General features: G+C 64.7%; 19 protein-coding genes. 7 read left to right on the plus strand and 12 right to left on the minus strand.

What is annotated here, in order from left to right; translation table 11 throughout:
• Positions 1-36 precede the first annotated feature (36 nt).
• The 3 genes from puuC (at position 37) to ACEVBK_RS04370 (ending at position 3,728) form a co-directional block, all read left to right on the plus strand.
• Positions 37-1,521: an aldehyde dehydrogenase PuuC gene (gene puuC, locus ACEVBK_RS04360; RefSeq protein WP_375057370.1), complete on the plus strand. Its 1,485-nt coding sequence runs from the start codon at positions 37-39 to the stop codon at positions 1,519-1,521.
• A gap of 14 nt (positions 1,522-1,535) precedes the next feature.
• Entirely contained in the window at positions 1,536-2,810 is a 1,275-nt protein-coding gene (locus ACEVBK_RS04365) for an NAD(P)/FAD-dependent oxidoreductase (protein ID WP_375057371.1), read from the plus strand.
• A 480-nt stretch (positions 2,811-3,290) separates the two neighbouring features.
• Positions 3,291-3,728, plus strand: a complete 438-nt coding sequence (locus ACEVBK_RS04370) for an META domain-containing protein (protein ID WP_375057372.1) — start codon at positions 3,291-3,293, stop codon at positions 3,726-3,728.
• Positions 3,729-3,773: 45 nt separating this feature from the next.
• Here ACEVBK_RS04370 and ACEVBK_RS04375 read toward each other — a convergent pair whose 3' ends face one another.
• The 4 genes from ACEVBK_RS04375 to ACEVBK_RS04390 form a co-directional block, all read right to left on the minus strand.
• Positions 3,774-4,115, minus strand: a complete 342-nt coding sequence (locus ACEVBK_RS04375) for a 4a-hydroxytetrahydrobiopterin dehydratase (protein ID WP_375057373.1) — start codon at positions 4,113-4,115, stop codon at positions 3,774-3,776.
• Positions 4,116-4,125: 10 nt separating this feature from the next.
• A complete protein-coding gene (gene phhA / locus ACEVBK_RS04380; RefSeq protein ID WP_375057374.1) occupies positions 4,126-4,923 on the minus strand; it encodes a phenylalanine 4-monooxygenase in 798 nt (265 codons plus the stop codon).
• Positions 4,924-5,032: 109 nt separating this feature from the next.
• Entirely contained in the window at positions 5,033-6,226 is a 1,194-nt protein-coding gene (pncB, locus tag ACEVBK_RS04385) for a nicotinate phosphoribosyltransferase (protein ID WP_375057375.1), read from the minus strand.
• Positions 6,219-6,869, minus strand: a complete 651-nt coding sequence (locus ACEVBK_RS04390; protein ID WP_375057376.1) for an isochorismatase family protein — start codon at positions 6,867-6,869, stop codon at positions 6,219-6,221. Before ACEVBK_RS04390 ends, pncB begins: the two co-directional genes overlap by 8 nt.
• Positions 6,870-7,012: 143 nt before the next feature.
• Here ACEVBK_RS04390 and ACEVBK_RS04395 point away from each other — a divergent pair, with 143 nt between their 5' ends.
• Positions 7,013-7,354 (plus strand): DUF2750 domain-containing protein, encoded by a 342-nt coding sequence (locus tag ACEVBK_RS04395; protein ID WP_375057377.1) that lies wholly within the window; start codon positions 7,013-7,015, stop codon positions 7,352-7,354.
• A gap of 60 nt (positions 7,355-7,414) precedes the next feature.
• On the opposite strand, the gene ACEVBK_RS04400 is transcribed toward ACEVBK_RS04395, so the two are convergent.
• From ACEVBK_RS04400 to ACEVBK_RS04420, 5 genes are all read right to left on the minus strand, one after another.
• Positions 7,415-8,107 carry a response regulator gene (locus ACEVBK_RS04400; protein WP_375057378.1) on the minus strand — a complete coding sequence of 231 codons (693 nt, stop codon included), beginning with the start codon at positions 8,105-8,107 and terminating at the stop codon, positions 7,415-7,417.
• On the minus strand, positions 8,086-9,690 hold the full coding sequence (locus ACEVBK_RS04405; protein WP_375057379.1) for an ATP-binding protein: 1,605 nt from the start codon (positions 9,688-9,690) through the stop codon (positions 8,086-8,088). The genes ACEVBK_RS04400 and ACEVBK_RS04405 overlap by 22 nt, the downstream gene beginning before the upstream one ends.
• Positions 9,691-9,752: 62 nt before the next feature.
• Positions 9,753-10,994: a 2-hydroxycarboxylate transporter family protein gene (locus tag ACEVBK_RS04410; protein ID WP_375058514.1), complete on the minus strand. Its 1,242-nt coding sequence runs from the start codon at positions 10,992-10,994 to the stop codon at positions 9,753-9,755.
• A 194-nt stretch (positions 10,995-11,188) separates the two neighbouring features.
• Complete coding sequence (locus tag ACEVBK_RS04415) at positions 11,189-12,844, minus strand: GGDEF domain-containing protein (protein ID WP_375057380.1); 1,656 nt, start codon at positions 12,842-12,844, stop codon at positions 11,189-11,191.
• Positions 12,845-12,870: 26 nt separating this feature from the next.
• Positions 12,871-13,626: a transporter substrate-binding domain-containing protein gene (locus ACEVBK_RS04420; RefSeq protein WP_375057381.1), complete on the minus strand. Its 756-nt coding sequence runs from the start codon at positions 13,624-13,626 to the stop codon at positions 12,871-12,873.
• Between the two features lie 185 nt (positions 13,627-13,811).
• On the opposite strand from ACEVBK_RS04420, the gene zapE reads away from it, so the two are divergent.
• Positions 13,812-14,912: a cell division protein ZapE gene (gene zapE / locus ACEVBK_RS04425; RefSeq protein ID WP_375057382.1), complete on the plus strand. Its 1,101-nt coding sequence runs from the start codon at positions 13,812-13,814 to the stop codon at positions 14,910-14,912.
• Positions 14,913-15,102: 190 nt separating this feature from the next.
• Here zapE and ACEVBK_RS04430 read toward each other — a convergent pair whose 3' ends face one another.
• Positions 15,103-15,234 (minus strand): hypothetical protein, encoded by a 132-nt coding sequence (locus ACEVBK_RS04430; RefSeq protein WP_375057383.1) that lies wholly within the window; start codon positions 15,232-15,234, stop codon positions 15,103-15,105.
• Between the two features lie 95 nt (positions 15,235-15,329).
• On the opposite strand from ACEVBK_RS04430, the gene ACEVBK_RS04435 reads away from it, so the two are divergent.
• Both ACEVBK_RS04435 and ACEVBK_RS04440 read left to right on the plus strand, forming a co-directional pair.
• A complete protein-coding gene (locus ACEVBK_RS04435) occupies positions 15,330-16,442 on the plus strand; it encodes a response regulator (protein WP_375057384.1) in 1,113 nt (370 codons plus the stop codon).
• A 1-nt stretch (position 16,443) separates the two neighbouring features.
• The gene (locus ACEVBK_RS04440; RefSeq protein WP_375057385.1) at positions 16,444-16,581 is read left to right on the plus strand and encodes a hypothetical protein; all 138 of its coding nucleotides are present in this window, start codon (positions 16,444-16,446) and stop codon (positions 16,579-16,581) included.
• On the opposite strand, the gene ACEVBK_RS04445 is transcribed toward ACEVBK_RS04440, so the two are convergent.
• Together ACEVBK_RS04445 and ACEVBK_RS04450 are read right to left on the minus strand one after the other, a co-directional pair.
• Positions 16,537-18,933 (minus strand): ATP-binding protein, encoded by a 2,397-nt coding sequence (locus ACEVBK_RS04445; protein ID WP_375057386.1) that lies wholly within the window; start codon positions 18,931-18,933, stop codon positions 16,537-16,539. The genes ACEVBK_RS04440 and ACEVBK_RS04445 overlap by 45 nt on opposite strands.
• Before the next feature lie 14 nt (positions 18,934-18,947).
• Positions 18,948-19,709: a response regulator gene (locus tag ACEVBK_RS04450; protein WP_375057387.1), complete on the minus strand. Its 762-nt coding sequence runs from the start codon at positions 19,707-19,709 to the stop codon at positions 18,948-18,950.
• Positions 19,710-19,968 lie beyond the last annotated feature (259 nt).

Here is a 19,968-nt window from a genome sequence, read left to right on the forward strand (position 1 = left end):
GAGCGTAAACAGGCTCTAAGGAACGCGGAGAACATCATGGACTACAAAGACAAGGCCCACTGGCAGGCCAAGGCGGCACAACTGAATATCGAATCCCGGCTGTTTATCGCCGGCGAATACCGGGAGGCGGAAGGGGGCGAGCGCTTCAGCGTGATCAACCCGGCCACCGACCAGCCCTTGGTCGAGGCCAGCCGGGCCCAGGAGCGGGACGTCAACACGGCGGTGGCGGTGGCCCGCACCAGCTTCGAGTCCGGGGTCTGGGCCGAGGCGGCGCCGGCCGAGCGCAAGCGGGTGCTGTTGCGCCTGGCCGAACTGATGGAGGCCCATCGGGAAGAGCTGGCGCTGCTTGAGACCCTGGACACCGGCAAGCCCATTCGCCACAGCCTGCGGGATGACATCCCCGGCGCCGCCCGCGCCATCCGGTGGTATGCCGAGGCGGTGGACAAGGTGTACGGCGAAATCGCCCCCACCGGGCCCGAGGCGCTGGCGCTGATCAGCCGCGAGCCCATCGGGGTGGTGGCGGCCATAGTGCCCTGGAACTTCCCGCTGCTGCTGGCCTGCTGGAAGCTGGGGCCGGCCCTGGCAGCGGGCAATGCCGTTATCCTCAAACCCTCCGAAAAGTCGCCGCTCACCGCCATCCGGCTCGCCGCCCTGGCGAAGGAGGCGGGCCTGCCCGACGGGGTACTCAACGTGCTGCCCGGCTTCGGCCATGAGGCGGGCAAGGCCCTGGCCCTGCACCAGGACGTGGACTGCCTCACCTTCACCGGCTCCACCGGGGTGGGCCGGCTGCTGATGGAATACGCCGGCCGCTCCAACATGAAACGGGTGTGGCTGGAGGCGGGCGGCAAGAGCGCCAACCTGGTGTTCGCCGACTGCCCGGATCTGGCCAAGGCGGCCCGGGCCTCCGCCGCGGGCATCTTCTACAATCAGGGCCAGGTGTGCATCGCCGGCACCCGGCTGCTGGTGGAGGCGAGCATCAAGGACGCCTTCCTGGTCGAATTGAAGAAAGCCGCCGCCGAGTTCAAGCCGAGGGATCCCCTGGATCCCGACTCCACCATGGGCACCCTTATCGACAGCGATCACCACGGCAGCGTCTGTCGCTACATCGCCGAAGGGTTGGAAGAAGGCGCCGTACTCGGCCTGGACGGCCGGGAGCAGGCGGGCAACTTTATGGGGCCCACCGTGCTGGAGCAGGTGAGCCCGCACATGACGGTGGCCAGGGAGGAAATTTTCGGCCCGGTGCTGGCGGTGACCAGCTTCGACAGCGAGGAAGAAGCGGTGCGGCTGGCCAACGACAGCAAATACGGCCTGGGCGCCGGGGTCTGGACCTCGGATCTGGGCCGGGCCCACCGGCTGGCGCGCAGGCTCAGGGCCGGCTCGGTGTTTATCAACAACTACAACGACGGCGATATGACGGTACCCTTCGGCGGCGTCAAACAGAGCGGCAACGGCCGGGACAAGTCCCTGCACGCCCTGGAAAAATTCACCGAACTCAAGACCACCTGGCTGGCACTGGACTAAGGGAGAGGTTTTAAATGGAACATGTAAACAGCTACTACGCCGCCTCGGCCAACCGGCACGAGCCCTGGCCGCAACTGACCGAAGACATCCGCTGCGACGTCTGTGTGGTCGGCGGCGGCTATACCGGGCTCTCTACCGCCCTCTTCCTCGCCGAGGCGGGCTTCGACGTGGTGCTGCTGGAAGCCAGCCGCATCGGCTTCGGCGCCAGCGGCCGCAACGGCGGCCAGATAGTCAACTCCTACAGCCGGGATATCGACGTGATCGAGGCCCGCTACGGCCAGGATACCGCCCGCATGCTGGGCAGCATGATGTTCGAAGGGGGTGACATCATCCGCAGTCGCATCGAGCAGTACGGCATCGCCTGCGATTTCCGCCCCGGCGGCATCTTCGCCGCCCTCAACCCGCGCCAGTTGCATGAACTCGAGAGCCAGAAGGCCAACTGGGAGCGCTACGGCCACCGGCAACTGGAGTTGCTGGACGAAGGTCAGGTGAGGAGCGAAATAGACACCGAGGCCTACGTGGGCGCCTTGCTCGATCACCGGGGCGGCCATATCCACCCGCTCAACCTGGCGTTGGGCGAAGCCGAAGCCATCCGCAAACTGGGCGGGCGTATCTTCGAGCAGTCGGCGGTGACTGATATCCAGTATGGCGATCCGGCGGTGGCCAAAACGGCGGGCGGCAGTGTGACCGCCAATTTCCTGGTGCTGGCCGGCAACGCCTATCTCGGCAACCTGGAACCGAAGCTGGCGGCCAAGGCCATGCCCTGCGGCACCCAGATAGTGACCACCGAGCCCCTGAGCGAGGCGCAGGCGGCGAGCCTTATTCCCCGCAGCTACTGCGTGGAGGACTGCAACTACCTGCTGGACTACTACCGACTCACCGGCGACAACCGCCTGCTGTACGGCGGCGGTGTGGTCTACGGCGCCCGGGATCCGGACGATATCGAACGGCTGGTCATGCCCAAGTTGCTGAAGACCTTCCCCCAGCTCAAGGGGGTGAAGGTAGACTACCGCTGGAGCGGCAACTTCCTGCTGACCCTGTCGCGCCTGCCCCAGTTCGGGCGGCTGGAGCCGAATGTCTACTATATGCAGGGTTACAGCGGCCACGGCGTGACCTGCACCCACCTGGCGGGGCGGCTGCTGTCCGAGGTGCTCAAGGGCCAGGCCGAGCGCTTCGACGCCTTCGCCCGCCTGCCGCATCTGCCCTTCTTCGGCGGGCGCCGCTTCCAGGTGCCCTTCACCGCCATGGGCGCCGTTTACTACAGCCTGCGCGACAAGCTGGGGGTGTGACCCGGGCCGGAAGCGGGCAATCTGACTCTTAGTCACAAGTTTTTGTTGACTTTAGATCAGCAAAACATCGGCCAAAGCGCACGGCTCCTCCGGCACGCCGTAAACCCCTCCCTGGGGACTCCGCCGCGCCCTCCCTGGCGCGGAGGGCCGGCGGAGCTGCGCCCTTAGCCCTCCCTATCGCCTCGCAGCCGCCGGTTGCCTCTTCTCTGCGTCAAGTCAGACAGCCGGACTTGTGACCAAGAGTCCGGCTGGAAGCGGGAAGCAGAGTCTACTCCCTCCTTGGTTTAATAGCGGTTATCTCCGCGAAGGCGGGAGCCACCTTGTATATTGCTGCCGGCCGCTTATACCGGGATCCCGGCAAGGAGTGGGCCTTGCCTCCAAAACAGGGTATAGTGTTAGAGTCATTACTCAGTTTATGGTCGCAACCGGGATGCGTCTGCCCTGAGCCGGGACGGCTTTTCCTTATCCTATGAGGCTTTTATGAATCGACTGACTTCCCTTGCCCTGGTGTCATCCCTGTCCCTGGTCGCCCTGAGCGGTTGCGCCGAGCTGGGCAACCAGGCGCCGCAATACAACCTGACCGGCACCGAGTGGCAGGTGCGGGATCTGAACGGCATGGACGTGACTGCAGAGCTGCCCGGCAGCATTGGCCAGGCCGTCGGCACCCTCAACTTCGGCGACGACGGCCGGGTCCATGGCCGCGCCTTCTGCAACGGTTTTCATGGCGGTTATCTGCTGAAGGGCGACCAACTCGAGACCACCGGCATGGCCAGCACCATGATGCTGTGCACGCCGGCGCAGATGGAGCGGGAGCAGGCTATGCTGGATATTCTCGGCAACGGCCAGCGCATCGAGTTCGGTCCGAATGGTGAGTTGGTGATCCATGCCGAGGACGGTCGGACCCTGACCGCCCGGTAAAGGGATGGAAAAAAGGGGAGCCTCGTCAGGCTCCCCTTTTTTAAATCAGCCTTCCAGCAGGGTGTCGGTCCTGGCCGCCATGATGAAATCGTTGCGGTGCAGGCCGTGGATGGCGTGGGTCCACCAGGTGATGGTGACCTTGCCCCATTCCAGGGTGATGGTGGGGTGGTGGAATTCGCTCTCGGCCAGCTCCGCCACCTTGTTGGCGAAGGCCCAGGCCAGCTTGAAGTTCTTGAATTTGTATTCCCGTTCCAGCTGCAGCACCCCCTCCCGCGCCACCGGCGTCCAGTCGGGAATGTCCTTCATCAGGGCCGCCAGCTCTTCGTCGCTGACCCTGGGGGCATCGGCGCGGCAGGCTTCGCAGTGTTGTTGGGCAAGTGCGGTCATGTTTACTCCTTTAACTGGCTTGTTGTTGTTTGGGTGCAAAGGTGGGGGCGAACAGCCCCAGGGTCTTGGCCTTGTTCACTTCGGACATGATGTCCATCTCGGCGATATGGAACAGCTCGTCGATGGAGTCGATCACGTAATAGATGGGCTGCATGATATCGATGCGATAGGGGGTACGCAGCACATCCAGGATATTGAAGGGGCGGAACTCCGGTACCGGGGACTCGAAGGCATAGCGGGTTTCGCCGGGGGAAGAAAGGATGCCGCCGCCGTAGATGCGCCGACCGGCCGGGGTGTTGAGCAGGCCGAACTCCACGGTAAACCAGTACAGCCGGGCCAGGAAGCCCCTGTCCTGCGGGCTGGCGTTCCGCCCCAACTGGCCGTAGGTATGGGTAAAGCGGGCGAAAGCGGGATTGGTGAGCAGGGCGCAGTGGCCGAAGATCTCGTGGAAGATGTCCGGCTCCTGCAGGTAGTCCAGCTCCTGCCGGCTGCGGATAAAGGTAGCCACCGGGAAGCGCTTGTTGGCCAGCAGTTCGAAGAAGCGATCGAAGGAGATCAATGCCGGCACCCGGCTGACCTGCCAGCCGGTGGCGGGCTCCAGCACCCGGTTGATGTCGTCGAGCTGGGGGATACGGTCCCGGGGGAGATCCAGCCGGACCAGGCCGTCCATGTATTCGTCGCAGGCGCGGCCGGCCACGCAGGCCAGTTGGCGTTCGATCAGGGTCTGCCAGATGGCGTTTTCCTCGGTACTGTAGTGAATGATGCCGTCCGGCCCCGGCTCCCGGGCAACATACTGGGTCGCTTTCATTTTGCTCCCTCCTCTAAGCGGTCTGGCCTTCTAATCTAGAGAGCCCGCTTATTATTTAGAAGCGGCGGTCCGGCCTTGGGTTCAGCACTCCTGTAACAATAAGTTTACATCAACCGGCGACATCCGCCCCGGCCAGCCGTACCTGGAACACCTGGGCCAGGTAGGCCAGGTAGCCGGCGTCTTCGCACATGGCCTTGCCCGGGCTGTCGGACAGCTTGGCCACCGGCTGGTCGTTGCAGGCGGTCATCTTGATGACGATGTTGAGCGGTACGGGATCCGCCACGTCGTTGGTCAGGTGGGTGCCGATGCCGAAGGCCATGGCGCAGTCGTCCTTGAAGCGGTGATGGATCTCCAGTGCCCGGGCCATGGTCAGGCTGTCGCTGTACACCAGGGTCTTGCTGCGCGGGTCTATCTTCATGCGGCGATAGTGGGCCAGGGCTTTTTCGGTCCAAACAATGGGATCGCCCGAGTCCTGGCGCAGGCCGTCGAACAGCTTGGCGAAGTAGAGATCGAAGTCGCGCAGGAAGGCGTCCATGCCTACCACGTCGGTCAGGGCGTAGCCCAGGCGGCCGCGGTATTCGTGTACCCAGGCTTCCAGCGCCGCCTTCTGGCTGTCGATAAGCCGTGGCCCCAGGGCCTGGAAGGCCTGCAGGAACTCGTGGGCCATGGTGCCCACCGGCCTGAGTCCCAGGCGGTGGGCCAGAGCCAGGTTGCTGGTGCCGGCAAACTGCACCGGCAACTGGTGGGCGAGGCAGGTCACCACCTCTTCCTGCCAGCGGCGGGAGAAGCGGCGGCGGGTGCCGAAGTCGGAGAAGCGGAAACTGGCGGGCGCCGCAGCCGCCAGGGCTACCTTTTGCTGCAGCCGCTCCCGGGCCTGGTTCCAGTCGGGGACGGGGTAGTGCCGGCGGCAGTAGACTTCGCTGATGATGGCCAGCAGCGGTACTTCGAACAGTATGGTGTGCAGCCAGGGGCCCCTGATCCGCAGCTCGAGCCGGCCCTGCTCGCAGCCGAGCTCGACAAAGCGCCGATCCAGCCGGAACAGGCGGAGGAAGTGGATGAAGTCGGGCTTGATGTAGTCGAGCCCGGCCAGGTAGTCGAGCTCGTCCCCGCCGAGCCGGAGCCGGCACAGGTGATCGATCTCGGCGTCTATCTCGTCGAGGCAACCGGTGAAATCGATGCCCGGGGTGCGGCAGCGAAAGCGGTATTCCACCGGCGCGGCCGGGTGCTGGTGCAGTACCGTCTGCATCATGGTGTACTTGTACAGATCGGTGTCGAGCAGGGAGCGGATCACGGGCTCAGCCATCGGTCTGCTCCAATTGGTTGCAGTCGTGCACGAAGAAGGCGCCCAGCTGGATCATCTCGGCGATGGCGTGGCGGCTGCTCTCGTCGGCCACGCCGCGGATGGCGGAGCGGTTGACCACCACGGTGAAACCGGCGGCCAGCAACTGCAATACCGTTCTGTGCACGCAGTAGTCGGTGGCCAGGCCTCCCACCAGCACGGTGCTGACCTGGTTGCAGCGCAGGAACTCGACAAGGCCGGTGCTTTGGCGCTCGGCCAGGTCGTGGTAGCAGGCGCCGTAGGGGTGCATATCCGGCTCCACTCCTTTCCACACGAAGAAATCGTAGTCGGCGGGGTGGGGCAGTCCGGCCAGCAGTTCGAAGCCCTTGGTGCCGGGCACCGCGTGGCGGGGCCAGCGGATGTCCATGTGGTCGGCGCCTTCTATCGGGGCAAAGGGGGGGTGTTGTTCGCTGGCGAGCCACAGGGCCCGGGGAGAGTGGGCATCCTTGGTGCCGAGACGATAGCGGGCGAAGGCGGCCTGGCGATTCAGCTCGCCGGCAATTTCGTCGCCGCCGGCCACCGGCAGCTCATCCGGGCAGACCGGGGTAAAGGTATACTGGGCGTCTACATCCAGGCTGGCGACACGATGTTTGGCGGGTAATTTCATGGGCCACCTCCTAAGGTTAAGTATGGGCTTCTGGTCCTTGCGTTGCGTTGTATTAATATTGTTTTGATTGAGTCTAGGGGGGATTTGGTTCAGTATCGCCCCATTCGGGGTCTCTCCCCCATTATCAGCCAAAGGTGAACAAGATGAGCGACAGCCACCAGCAAAACTACCAGCGTTTTATCGATGAAGTACAAGTCAACCGGGTGATGTGGGGATTGCGCTTCGGTGATGAATGGGTGGTGTGTGATTCCTCCGAGTTTGAAGATACCGAGGTGATGCCGGTGTGGTCCACCGAGGCCGAAGCCAAGGTGCAGTGCGTGGACGAATGGGCCGATTACGAACCCTTCGAGATCACCCTGGCCGAGTTTCTGGAGATCTGGGTAGAAGACCTGTCCGAAGACGGCGTGCGCATTGGCCCCAACTGGGACGAGGAGCTGGACGGCATCGAGGTAGACGTGCTGGAGCTGGTCAAGGCCCTGGCCTGAGGGCCTTTATTCTCTTCCGTGAAAAGGGCCCGGTTCGGGCCCTTTCCTTTTCCTTGCCGGTCACGCCTGGCCGGTCTTGTGGTAGATCCGTTCTGGCCGGCCCCGGTTGCCGTAGTGCAGGCGGATCTGCAACTGCTCTTCCGATTCCAGGTATTCCAGGTAGCGGCGGGCCGTGGTACGGCTCATGGACAGCTGCTGGGCCACGGCGTCGGCGGATAATCCCTGCTCCGGCGATGGTTCAAACAATTGCAGCACCTGGCGCAGGGTGAGGGCGTCGATGCCTTTGGGAGTGCGGCGCTGGGGCTCGTCGCCAGGCCGGCTTCTGCCCAGCATCTGGTCGAGGGTGCCCTGATCCAGGCTGGCCGGCTGGCGCAGCCGGGCGTGAAAGGCGCGCAGATCGGCCAGGCTCTGCTGGATGCGGGCCAGGCGCAGGGGTTTGATGATGTAGTCGAATACCCCGGTGTTGAGCGCCCGCTGCACCGTGGCCACGTCGTCGGCGGCGGTGATCATGATGATGCCGGCCTCCAGCCCGGCGCGGCGCTGCTCCTCGACCCAGTCCAGGCCGGAGCCGTCGGGCAGGGACAGGTCCACCAGCAGCAGTTCGGGGCGGCCCGCCGTCAGCATCAGCCGGGCCTCGGCCAGGGTGTCGGCCCGGCCCAGCACCCGGAAGCCGGGAGTGGCGCCGACCACCTCCTGCAGGATACGGCCGACTCTGGGATCGTCCTCGACGATCAGGGTGACGATGGGATCCATGTGGTTTCGTTCAGTCCGCTCTTGTCAATATAGATACCGAACAGGGTAAAGCCTTCCGCCGTCCGGCGCCATTCCAGGGTGCCACCCAGGCGGGAGACGGTTTCCTTCACCAGGTAGAGACCCACCCCGTGATCGCCACCCCGGCCGGTGACGCCGTAGTCGAACAACTGGTCGGCGATGGCCTCGTCCACCCCGGCGCCGCTGTCTTCCACCTCGATGATCAGGTGCTTGCCGAAGTCGCTCAGGGACAGCAGCACCCGGGGCGCGCGCTGGTCGCGGTTGGCCCAGGCGGCGCTCATGCCGTTGTCGAGCAGGTTGCCCACCAGGGTGATGAGGGCGGCGGACAGCTCGGCGCCGTATGCGGCCAGGCAGCTGTCCGGGTCCAGTTTGAATTCCACCCCCAGTTCCCGGGCCCGGCTGAACTTGCCGAGGATCAGGCCGGCCAGCGGCTTGTCGGCGATGGTGCGCAGCAGCTCCTGCAACAGGTTCTGGTAGTCATCCTTTTCCCGCTGGATCATCTCCACCGCCTCGTTCAGGTGGCCCAGTTGCAGCAGCCCGGACAGGCTGTTGAGCTTGTTGGCGTACTCGTGGGTCTGCATGCGCAGCAGTTCGGCGTATTGCTGCAGATGGGTCAGTTGGCGAGACAGATCCGAGGCCGCCTCCGGCCGGCTGAAGCTCAGCAGCCGGCCGACCGTCTTGTGCTGGCGCCGTATGGGCAGCCACTGGCCCTGGTAGGCCTGCCCCTGGACTTGAAACCGTACCAGGCCGTCGCCGGCGGCCTGCTCCAGGGACTGGCTCAGTTCGGGGCGCAACTCCGCCAGGGGGAGGCCCAGGGCCTGCTGCCGATGGAGCAGCGGCAGGCGCAACTGGTAGAAGGCGGCGCTGTTGAGGCTGGTGATCAGTCCCTCCCGGTCCAGGGCCACTATGCCTTCGGCGATGCTTTCCAGCACCAGTTCCTGCTGGGCGAAGCGGCGGGCGATGTATTCCGGCTCCAGATCGAGCAGGGTGCGGCGCAGCCGGCGCAGCAGCAAGCCGCCGAGCAGGCCGCCGAGCAGCAGTATGGCGCCGATGGCGGCGGCCATCAGCCCTATCTGGGCCCGGTAGAGGCGGGTGATCTGGCCCTGCAGAAAGCCCACGGCCACGGCGCCGAGCGGGGGGCTACCGGCGTCGCTAACGGGAGCGAAGCAGCGGATGGAGGGGCCCAGGCTACCCTGCCAGCGGGAACAGTGCCGGCTGCCCTGGCTGAGGGTCGGCCAGATATCCTCGCCCTGGAAGGATTCGCCGATCCGGGCGGACACCGGATGGCTCAGTCGCCGGCCGTGGCGGTCGGTCACCACTATGTAGGCGGCGCCGGTCTGTTCCCGCAGTCGCTCCATCCGTTCGGCCAGCCCGGCCGGCTCGCCGCGCAGCGCCCGCGCTACCCCGGGATCATCGGCCAGCACCCGGGCCAGGGCCAGGCCCTTGTCGGCCAGGCCGGCCTCTACCTGCTGGCGCAGCAGGGCCGCCAGCAGGACACCCAGGGCCAGCACCAGCAGCAGGGAAAACAGCAGGGCCAGGGCGACGAACTGGTGGCGCAGCTTCATGGCGGTGATCCTTCGGCGTTGGCTAAAGGCACCAGTTTACCCCGTTCACGGCCACGCTGCCGCTAGGCCCAGAGGGAAATGATCAGGGTCGCCAGGATCAGCATAAAGGCCCCGCCCAGGCGGGACGAGATCTGGGCGAAGGGCATCAGCTGCATACGGCGGGCGGCGGACAGCACCGCCACGTCGCCGGTGCCGCCCATGTTGGCCATGCACAGGCTGCCGGTGATCGCCGCCTCTATCGGGTAGAAGCCGACCAGCCGGCCCACCAGGGCGGCGCCGAGGGCGCTGCCGACTACGGTCACGGTCACCAGCAGCAGATAGCTGAAAGAGAGCGCGTCCAGCAGGGCGTTGATGTCGGTATAGGCGATGCCGATGCCCACCAGCAACGGGCCGGTCAGGTTGGTGACCACGAACTGATACCAGCTGGCGGCGGCCTCTTCGTAGGCACGCGGCAGCACGCCGGCGACCTTGATAAGGGCCACGGCCAGTATCATCAGGGCGAAGGGGTGCATGGGGATGACCAGGCTCAGCAGGGAGCCGAGCACGAACATGCTCAGGCTGATGAAGAGGCCGATGCCGAGGGTTTCCATGGCGGGCGAGGCGCTCTTCTCCTGTTGGGGGGCGTTGGCTTCATGCACCATCAGCCGGCCGTTGCCGGTGAGCGAGGGGTAACGGTTGCCCAGACGGTGCAGCAGTCCGCCGAGTACGATGGCCAGGGTGTTGGCGATGACCACCGCCGGTACCATACGCGACAGCAGTTCGGTGCTGCTCATCTGCATGGGGGCGGACAGGATCTCCACCAGCGGCACGGCGCCGGCACCCATGCCGCCGCCCATGATCGGCAGGCCGATAAGCAACACCGCGCTCTTGAAACCGTCGCCGAGCAGCATGCCCACCAGGCCGACGGCGACGAAGGCGGTGATCACGCCCCCCAGTATCACCGGCAGGTAGCGCATGGCGGCATTCTTCAGCAGGGCCCGGCTCATGCCGAACACCGAGCCGGTGACCAGGCTGGCGATAAAGAAGTTGAGAAAGCCCCCTTCCTGCATGAAGTCGCTGATGACCAGGCCGGCCTGCTCCGGCAGCAACTGGTACTGGAACAGGGCGGCAGAGCCGAAAATGGTGATGATGGTGCCGCCGCCCAGGTATTCGCGTATCGGGTGGATGCGTTCGCCGGCTTCATTGAGCAGTACGGCCAGCACGTACATCAGGGCCAGGGCGCCGACCATGCCGAGCGGCAGGCTGCCGTGCCAGCCCGAGAACAGCACGAAGCAGGCCAGGGCGAGGAACAGGGCGGCCGGCATGCCGCCGAGTTGCGGCCAGGCCTGCCAGGCCGGTGTTGCGGTGTTGAGTTTCTTCACTGAAATCGTCTCCGGTTACAGATTGCGACCGTGCAATCGAGGCCGGCGACTGTACCCAAGATTCATTTTTAACGCTTTGGTAACGCCCACAAGGTGAAATAAAAACATTTAGAACTTAAAGAATACGGTACAGCCCCTCAGGCCAGGCTGCCGTTGCCGGCCTGAGGAGCCGCCGAGCCATTCAAGGTTGAAAATGCTTCAACGGTGGGGAGCAAGACCCCCAGGGCGGTGGTCAGGACCACCTTGTTTCGTCCGGCCTGCTTGGCTTGATACAAGGCCTTGTCGGCCAGCAGCAGCAGTTCGGTCGGTTGTCCGAGCTCGGTGCCGGATTGCAGGGCGGCGCCAATGCTGACGGTAAAGCGCATGGGAGGGCCGGGCTCCGCCTGGGGCAGTACGAGTCCGGCGATCTCTTGCCGAATGTGTTCGCACAGCCGCCCCAGTTGCTGGTGGTTGATGTCGGCGATGATCAGCGCGAACTCTTCACCGCCGTAGCGTATGGCCAGTTCACCACTGCGCTGGCTGTATTGCCGGAGGATGCGGGCAACGGCTTTCAGGCACTCGTCGCCGTTCAGGTGGCCGAAACCGTCGTTGAGGCATTTGAAATGGTCTATGTCCAGCATCAGCAGGGCCAGGGAACCGTGGTGTCGTCGGGCACGGCTGAGCGCTTCCCGCAGGGCCTGATCGAAGTGACGGCGATTGGCCAGGCCGGTCAGGCCGTCCTGCTGCGACAACTGGTGCAGCTCATCGTTGGCCTCCCGCAGCTCCCGGGTCATGGCGGAATAGTCTTCCACCGCCCGGCAAATGGTGTCCAGTTCGCTGAACAGCACTTTCGGCAGGCGGACGTGATCATTCTGATCCTGCTCTATGGCACGCAGGGCCTGCACCGAGGCCTGCAGCGGCTTCAGGATAAAATGCTGCAAAGCACCGAACAGCATCAGTGAGATCAGGGTAACTACGCCGATAAGCAGGTAGGTGTAGCGGGTCACGGCCTGGGCGTCCCGGCTGATATCGCCGGCCAGTTGCTGGATCCTGAGGGCCGCATCCGTGGTCAGGTAATTGGCTATCTGCTGCAGTTGTTGCTGCCCCGTGGCCAGCCGTTCATCTGCCCGTTCGTTGAGCGTAGACACCTCCTGCAGCCGAAGGGAGACTTCATCAAGCAACTGCCGCGGATGCTCCCGAGCCGTGGAGAGTCTGGATGCCGGAGACACATCGTCCGGCAGCCATTGCCGGTACAGCTCGGTGATCCGGGGAGCCAGTCGCTGCCAGCGAATGTCCGTCAGTGACCCCGAGGCCAGCTCGGTATTGAAACGGTGCAGCGCCTGCACCAGCCGGTCGGAGGGTTCGATCTGCGCCGGTGCCTCCGTTACTGCAAGCCGATGGAGCAGCCCGCGGACCTGCCCCATGCGTTCCCGTTGCTGGCTCCGGATGTGGATAAGCTGTTTTATGTTGTCCAGGGAGCCGGCGGTGGCGGCAGACAGGGAAGATTGATCTTCCAGCATAAAACTCTGGATCAGCACCTGGGCCTGCAGCCGGGCCCGGCGCTCCATGTTGCTGTTCTGAGCCCAGTAGACGGTGTTGAGGTAACTGCTGATCTTCTCGATTTTCAGAGCATAACGCTGGTTGTTGAGGATTTCCGGCATATGCTGCTCACGGGTCTGGCCCGAGCTGTGGCTGATACCGGACAGCAGTGGTACCACCAGCCAGGTGATCGCGGTCATAAACAGCAACTGAGCACAGACCACCAGGGAAAGGGTGGTGGACAGGCTGGGATGAAAACCCTGGGATTTCGACATCACCGCTCGGTGGCCTCCCTGAATGCTCAATATACACTGAATGGAATATATTGACGGTTGATATGGTCATAGCTGCCGTTGAGGCGGATGGTGGTAATGGCCTGGTTGATCCGCCCGAGCAGTTCCTGCCTGCCCTTGGCTACCGCGATGCGCGCTTCCGCTTGCAACATCTGGTCGAGCAGGGGCTCGCCCACATAGTCGAAATGTTCGCCGGCCGGGCTCTGCAGGAAGTTCAGCAGGTTGATGCTGTCGGACAGCACCAAATCCACCTCGCCCTCTACCAGCCTGGCCAGGGCTTCCTCCTGGTTTGGAACCAGCATGATGTGGCTGTTGCGATAACGACGTTGCAGAAAATCGGCCTGAATGGTACCGGCGCCGGTAGCGATGCGCTGGTTGTTCAGGGTGTCCGGAGCGGCATCGTCGTAAGTATTGGCCAGACCGATGAACATCGAATGGGTACGGTAGTAATATTCGGAGAAATCGGCCCGTTCAGCACGGGCGGGCGTCTGGGCCATGCTCGCCACCACCAGGTCAAACCGGCCCTGCTCCAGACCGTCGAGCAGCCGGTCCCAGTCCTCGGCGACCAGTTCGCATTCGGCGGCCATGGCCTGGCACAGGGCCAGGGCGATGTCCACGTCGAAACCGGTCAGCCGGCCCCGCTCATCGTGGTAGCTAAAGGGAGGGTAGGTGCCTTCGGTGGCCACCACCAGGCGTTCGGTGGCCCGGGACGGCATCGTGCCCAGGAGCAAAATCGGTAAGAGGGCGAATATTTTGAGAAGCATTGCCAGCGTCCATACACATTAGCTAAATCTCGAGGAGGCATCTTGCCATTAAAATGAACCCAATGTCACTGCAACCAGTGGGTGTTACAGCATACCCTCCTTATCTATGCCGTTTTACATCGGCACTTGTTCCTGCCGACGTGGTCGTGGCCTAATATGGGACCATTCCGTCACTCAGGAAAGTCATGTCGCTCCTATCCCCCTTCGCCGCCTACCTCGCCGCCCTGGATGCGGGCTTTCGGGACGACGCGGCCCAGCGCCGGGCCGCCGAATGGCTGGAGCAGTGCCATCGCCGGCTGCAGGCCGGCGAGCGGGATATCGGCGGCGTCTACCTGTGGGGGCCGGTGGGGCGGGGCAAGACCTGGCTGATGGACCTGTTCCATCAAGGCCTCTCGGTACCGGCCCGGCGTCAGCACTTCCATCACTTTATGCGCTGGGTGCACCGGCGGCTGTTCCAGCTGACCGGCACCGAGGATCCGCTGGCGCAACTGGCGGCGGAGCTGGCCGCCGAGGTGAGGGTGCTGTGCCTGGACGAGCTGTTCGTGAGCGACATCGGCGACGCCATGCTGCTCGGCCGCCTGCTGCAACGGCTGTTCGCCGAGGGCCTGGTGCTGGTGGCTACCTCCAACCAGCCGCCCGAAGGGCTCTACGCGGACGGCTTCAACCGGGATCGCTTTCTGCCGGCGGTGGCGGCCATGGCCGAGCGGATGCGGGTGGTGGCGGTGGACGGCGGCGAGGATCACCGGCTGCACCCGGGCCAGCCCCGGCAACGTTACTGGGTGAATGACCCTCACGCCCTGGCGACCCTGTTCGCCGAGCTGGCGCCGGCGGGCAGCGACCGCGACCCCTTGCCGCTGGGCCACCGGCAGATAAGGGTGCAGGGGCGGAGCGAGGCCGTGCTCTGGTGCCGCTATGCCGACCTGTGCGAACAACCGCTGGCGGCGCCGGACTTTATCGAGCTGTGTGACCGCTATCGCCATATCCTGCTGGGCGGGGTGCCCCGCCTGAGCGGCGGCCGGTGGCAAGCCGCCATCGCCCGCGGCACCGAAGACGGGGCGGTGCAGGTCGCCGCCGGCGAACGCAGACTGCCGGTCCTGTCCCGCCAGGACGACGGCGCGCGCCGCTTTATCGCCCTGGTGGACGAGTGCTACGACCGGGGCATACCGCTCTGGCTGGAGGCCGAGGTGCCGCTGGACCAACTCTACCAGGGCGGCGCCCTGGCCTTTCCCTTCCGCCGCACCCTGAGCCGGCTGCGGGAAATGCAGCTGGCGCGGTTCGCGGGCTGAAACGGCATGGGGAACGGGCCATTGAACAGGGAAAAAATAACGAGGTGCAAAGGGAGGCTCGGCGTTTATTGTGCCGTCTCGCTCTGGCTTGCCCACTTTCCGGGCGGGGCCGAGTCTTTGGGGATTGAGGTGTTCCACTGGTGGACTACCCGGAGCGGATCCACTATGCCGACCGGCGCGACGAGGTTGGTCAGATGGCCCAGGCGCTGAAGGTGTTCAGGGACACCATGCAGAAGGCCGAGCGCCTCGAGCTGGCGGAGCAGTCGGCCAGGACCAAGGCCGCCTTCCTGGCCACCATGAGCCACGAGATCCGTACTCCCATGAATGCCATCCTCGGCCTGGCCCGGCTGGCCCTGAAGCATCCCCTTGCGCCCCAGCAACACGAGCGGGTCGAGAAAATAGAGCGTGCGGGGCGAGGTGCGGGTGTTACTGCGGCTGGAACGCCCCGCGTCCGGCGGCGTCTGGCTGTACGGCGAGGTGGCCGAACAGGGCATGGGTATAGCGCCGGAAGACTGCGACCGGGTGTTTTCTCCCTTCGAGCAGGCGGACGCCTCCATCAGCCGTCGCTTCGGGGGCACCGGCCTGGGGCTGGCCATCACCCGCAGCCTGGCCGAACTGATGGACGGGGAAGTGGGGGTGAGCAGCGTCCCCGGCTCGGGCAGCACCTTCTGGTTCAGGATCAGGGGGGAGCCGGCAACGGGGCTGGTTACCCCGTCCGTCAGGGCGGAAAGCCTCAACCCGGGGCAACTGAGCGGCCTGCGGGTGCTGCTGGTAGACGACACCGACGTCAACCTGATGGTGGCGACGGAGCTGCTGCAGGAGGCGGGGCTGCGGGTGGAAACCGCGACCAGCGGAGAGGCGGCGCTGGAACTGCTGCAGGGCAGGGCGGACGGCCACTACGACGCCGTCCTGCTCGACCTGATGATGCCGGGCCTGGATGGCCTGGCAACCTGCCGCCGCATCCGGGCCCAGGAGCGCTGCGGCGCCTTGCCGGTGATCGCCGTTTCTGCCAACGCCAGCCCCAGGGATATCCTAGAGTGCCGCAAGGCGGGCATGAACGGCCATGTGGCCAAGCCCATCGACGAGCGGCAGCTTTGGCAGGTGCTGCTCGGCTGCCTGGTGGGAGACAATCCCGAGCCCTTTGCCATGCCGGTGGCGGGGACTGCGCCTGTGCTGGATCCCGAGCCCCTGTCCCGACTGCGGCAGAGGCTGCCCCGCGCGCGTTTCGACCGGTTGCTGTCCATGCTGGTGACGGACTGTCACGGCTGGCGGGAGGCTGTCCCGAGGATGGCGGAGGACGGGCGATGGGAAGAGCTGCGCCGACTGGCCCATGACATGACAGGAACCGCCGGCCATGTGGGCATGAAACGGCTGGTGGCCCATGCGGCCGCGGTCAATCGGGCCCTGCATGGGGGGGACGAGGCGCAGGCGAGGCAGCTTGCCGGCCAGGTTGCAGCCTTGGTGGAAGAGGCGCTGGCATTGCTCGAAGAGGAATTCGGGGGGCCCCCGCCCGGTACGGAGGGAGGATGATGTGTCCCTGAACCGGCAGTTCGCCCCCGCCGAGTTCGAGAACCGCCGCCCGCAGCGGCTGGCCGGCAGCGCGGTGATGTCTGGTGGCCAGCGGCTATACACCGCCAGGGCCGTGGGCCGGGACAGGCTCAAGATCTGAAACCGCGGCCTCTCCCGCCCTGCACTGGCGGAGGACGCTTTGCAGGAACTCGTCGCTGCCGGCGGGCTTGAGCAGGCTATGGTCGAAGCGCAGGTGGCCGTGCTCACTGCCCGGTTGCGGCGGCAGCGCCGAGTAGAGCAGCACTGGCAGTGTCGGCTGACGACGTCGCAGGGCGTCCAGCAGTGCCCAGCCGCTCATGCCGGGCATCAGCTGATCGGTGATCACCAGATCGACCCGCTCCCGTTCCATGTGGTCCAGGGCCTGCTCGCCGTTTTCCGCTAGCAGGGTATCGAAGCCGTACCCGCCCAGCAGCTCGCTCAGGTAGTTGCGGGTCAGTTCCATATCGTCCACCAGCATCACCCGATAGCCGCTGCCGTCCAGTTCTCCCACCCTGTCCTCGATGAACACCTGGCCGACCTCGAATTCCTGGGCCAGTTGCAACGCCAGGGCGAATCCGAAGCAGCTGCCCCCGTCATGGGGCAGGGTGATCTCCAGCCGGCTGTCCATCTGCTCGAGCAACTCCGCCACTATGGCCAGCCCCAGGCCGTATCCTTCTTCCTGGTGGTTTCCGCGCTGAAAGGGATCCAGCAGACGCCGTCTCAGCTCGGGAGGCAGGCCGGGGCCAGTGTCCGAGATGGAAAAACGCAGCAGGACACGATCGCCTTCCAGGGGGCTGGCGGTAAGGCGCATGCGGATCTCGCCGTGGCGGGTGAACTTGGCGGCGTTGTCCAGCAGGTTGACTAGCACCCGCCGTAGTTGCCGGAAATCCGCCATCACCAGTACCGGAAGCTGGCCGGATAGCTGCAGCTCAAAGCGGTTGTGGCGGCGCTCGGCGAGCAGGCTGCCCTCTTCCTCTATTTCCTGCAGAAAGGAGTACAGGTAGCCGGATTCCAGGCCGAGTTCCTGTCGCTGCAACTCGCCCCGGGCGAAAGCCATAAGATCATCCAGCAATTCCAGTTGGCGGTGGGAGTAGCGCACTATCTGCCGGGCTTTTGCGGCATGGCTGACCGTGTACAGCTGCCGGGCATGGCTGATGATGTGGTTGAGTGGCGAGCGCAAATCGTGGCTGATACGGGCCAGCAGCTTGTTGCGGGCCTGCAGGGAAGCCTTCAACTGGTGCGTCCGCAAGTCCACGGTTCGCTCCAGGCGTTCTCGGGTCGCCAGCTGCAATTTGGCGAGACGTTGCCGTAGGGCTGTCTCGTTGCGATGGTGCCGCCGCCCCGTCATCACCAGGCTGCCGACCAGCAGGGCGGCCAGCAGCAGGCTGAAGCCGAGGGCCAGCCTGTCCTCGCCATAGACCACCGGATCGTAGAGCCGGCCGGCGAGCAGGACGGTCATGCCCTGCAGTGACATTAAGCCACCGGCGGCCCAAGCCAGCGGGCCGAGCCGGACGCCGTGACGCATGGCCAGGAGCATCAGCAGCGGGATCAGCAGGTAGGCCAGATGACGGTAGGGGATGAACCATTGCCGGGCGGTGACGATATCGCCGAACAGCCCCCACAGCAGCAGCAAACCGCCGCCGAGGGCATAACACCACAGCAGCAGGGAGACGCAGACCGGCTGGCGTCTGAGCTCGAACAACTGGTGGAGGTAGCCGAACAGCAGGATGAAGGCCAGGGCGGAGAGCAAGACACCCCCTTCCAAGGACCAGGGCAACCAGGCTGGCAGATAAAACAGATAACCGTTGGCCACCAGGGTCAGCAAGAAGCAGGCGAACAGCCCGAGGGCATTGAACAGCAGCAGCCAGGAGCGGTAAATCCAGGACATGATCAGGGCAAAGGGCAAGGCCATCAGGATCATGCCGAGGGCTACGCCATCCAGCAGTTGGCGATGCTGACTGTCTTCTAGCAACCGATGCTCGCTTTTGATCTCGGGGGCGATGAACAGCCGGCTGCGGCTTTCTATCCGTACCAGCAGCTCTTTGGGCCCGGATGCCTCCGGGCGCAGGGGGAAGCGCGGCTGCCGGCTGACCACCGGCCAGGCCGGCAGCGGATGACGGCTGCCGGCCACCAGCGATTGCCAGCCTGCTTCCCGTTGCAGGTAAAGGCGCTGGTCTTCCAGTTGGGGGGCGCCCAGCGTCAGCCAGTATCGGCAGGCGTCGGCCGACGGGTGATCCAGTCGCAGACGCAGCCAGACGGCCGCCCTGGAAAATGCCGGCAGGGTATCCAGCCGGGGTTGCCAGTCTGTTTCGGGGCGGTCCAGCACCTGCTCCGGGGTGAGCCGGCCGGTTTCGTCCGCCAGCCAGCCTTGTAGCTGCAGGGAGGCGGGGGGACATGCGCTGGCCAGGACCCGAGTCGGGAACAGCAAGCCGAGGCAGCAGCAGCACAACAACAGGCGGCATAATGGATGCAAGGTGAACTCCGGGATCAGCAGCCGTCGGTCTGGCGGTACAGGTTTCGGTACTCCCGGGGTGTTATACCTTCCCGGCTCTTGAAGGCGGTGGCGAAGTTGGCAGCGCTGCTGAAGCCGATCAGGGCGGCGACATCCTCGACAGACAGCTGATGGCTGGCGAGCAGTTCCTTGGCCTTTTGCAGGCGCGCCTCCCGCACGAAGGCGAACACCGTCATGTTCAGCCGGTCCCGAAAGATTTTGAGCAGCCGCTTCTCGTGAGTACCCATGGCCCGGGCCAGTTCGGCCAGGGCAGGGGGAGCCGCGAGATCCTCCAGAATAAGGCGGGTGGCGGCCCGCAGCAGGAGCTCATCCTTGTCCGTCCTGGTCTCTTCCCGCAATCCGGAAGTGCCTTTGCCATGTTGCCGCCTAAGCCGCAGGTGGACACGGATCCGGGCCAGCATCTCTTCGGGGGCATAGGGTTTGGTCACGAAATCGACCCCGCCCAGCTGCAGGCCTGTTAGGCGTTCCTCCAGAGTGTTGGAGGCGGACAGAAAGATGATCGGGGTCGCCTGCAACGCCGGAGCCTCCCGCAGCAGCCGGCAAACGGAGAAGCCGTCCATGCCCGGCATGTGCAGGTCCAGCACGATGAGATCCGGGGTCAGCGCCAGCGCCCGCTGATAACCCTGGCGGGATGAATCGGACAGGGAGACACGCATGCCGGCCGAACGCAGCAGGGTAACAAGGGGGATGAGATCCTCGGGATGGTCGTCAATCAGCAGTATATGTGCGTGAGCCATGGTGTCCATGTCGGGGAACAGCCTCTCGAGTTGTCAAGATAAAAGCGGGGGGATCCTTGCCAAGTGACCGCAGAACAGGCAAACGGCGGGCAGTATACTCGAGAATTTTCCCTTTAATTTCTTATTTGCTCTTATTTGCGAATTTTTTGTTTTTTTCAAAGCAATTTTCCAGTGGTGCAAAGATGAGTCCCCTGCCAGTGGATAGAATCCCGGGCCAGAAGCCGATCTGTAACCGGTTGGCAGTTATTGACAGCGGGAT

It is taken from the genome of Zobellella sp. DQSA1, from assembly GCF_041950555.1.
GTDB lineage: Bacteria > Pseudomonadota > Gammaproteobacteria > Enterobacterales > Aeromonadaceae > Oceanimonas.

What these genes read in the sequence shown, in the direction of transcription:
- puuC (WP_375057370.1), top strand. Translation starts at nt 37, where the DNA reads ATGGACTACAAAGACAAGGCCCACTGGCAGGCCAAGGCGGCACAACTG.
- ACEVBK_RS04365 (WP_375057371.1), top strand. Translation starts at nt 1,536, where the DNA reads ATGGAACATGTAAACAGCTACTACGCCGCCTCGGCCAACCGGCACGAG.
- ACEVBK_RS04370 (WP_375057372.1), top strand. Translation starts at nt 3,291, where the DNA reads ATGAATCGACTGACTTCCCTTGCCCTGGTGTCATCCCTGTCCCTGGTC.
- ACEVBK_RS04375 (WP_375057373.1), bottom strand. Translation starts at nt 4,115, where the DNA reads ATGACCGCACTTGCCCAACAACACTGCGAAGCCTGCCGCGCCGATGCC.
- phhA (WP_375057374.1), bottom strand. Translation starts at nt 4,923, where the DNA reads ATGAAAGCGACCCAGTATGTTGCCCGGGAGCCGGGGCCGGACGGCATC.
- pncB (WP_375057375.1), bottom strand. Translation starts at nt 6,226, where the DNA reads ATGGCTGAGCCCGTGATCCGCTCCCTGCTCGACACCGATCTGTACAAG.
- ACEVBK_RS04390 (WP_375057376.1), bottom strand. Translation starts at nt 6,869, where the DNA reads ATGAAATTACCCGCCAAACATCGTGTCGCCAGCCTGGATGTAGACGCC.
- ACEVBK_RS04395 (WP_375057377.1), top strand. Translation starts at nt 7,013, where the DNA reads ATGAGCGACAGCCACCAGCAAAACTACCAGCGTTTTATCGATGAAGTA.
- ACEVBK_RS04400 (WP_375057378.1), bottom strand. Translation starts at nt 8,107, where the DNA reads ATGGATCCCATCGTCACCCTGATCGTCGAGGACGATCCCAGAGTCGGC.
- ACEVBK_RS04405 (WP_375057379.1), bottom strand. Translation starts at nt 9,690, where the DNA reads ATGAAGCTGCGCCACCAGTTCGTCGCCCTGGCCCTGCTGTTTTCCCTG.
- ACEVBK_RS04410 (WP_375058514.1), bottom strand. Translation starts at nt 10,994, where the DNA reads ATGCCGGCCGCCCTGTTCCTCGCCCTGGCCTGCTTCGTGCTGTTCTCG.
- ACEVBK_RS04415 (WP_375057380.1), bottom strand. Translation starts at nt 12,844, where the DNA reads ATGTCGAAATCCCAGGGTTTTCATCCCAGCCTGTCCACCACCCTTTCC.
- ACEVBK_RS04420 (WP_375057381.1), bottom strand. Translation starts at nt 13,626, where the DNA reads ATGCTTCTCAAAATATTCGCCCTCTTACCGATTTTGCTCCTGGGCACG.
- zapE (WP_375057382.1), top strand. Translation starts at nt 13,812, where the DNA reads ATGTCGCTCCTATCCCCCTTCGCCGCCTACCTCGCCGCCCTGGATGCG.
- ACEVBK_RS04430 (WP_375057383.1), bottom strand. Translation starts at nt 15,234, where the DNA reads ATGGGAGTACGGATCTCGTGGCTCATGGTGGCCAGGAAGGCGGCCTTG.
- ACEVBK_RS04450 (WP_375057387.1), bottom strand. Translation starts at nt 19,709, where the DNA reads ATGGCTCACGCACATATACTGCTGATTGACGACCATCCCGAGGATCTC.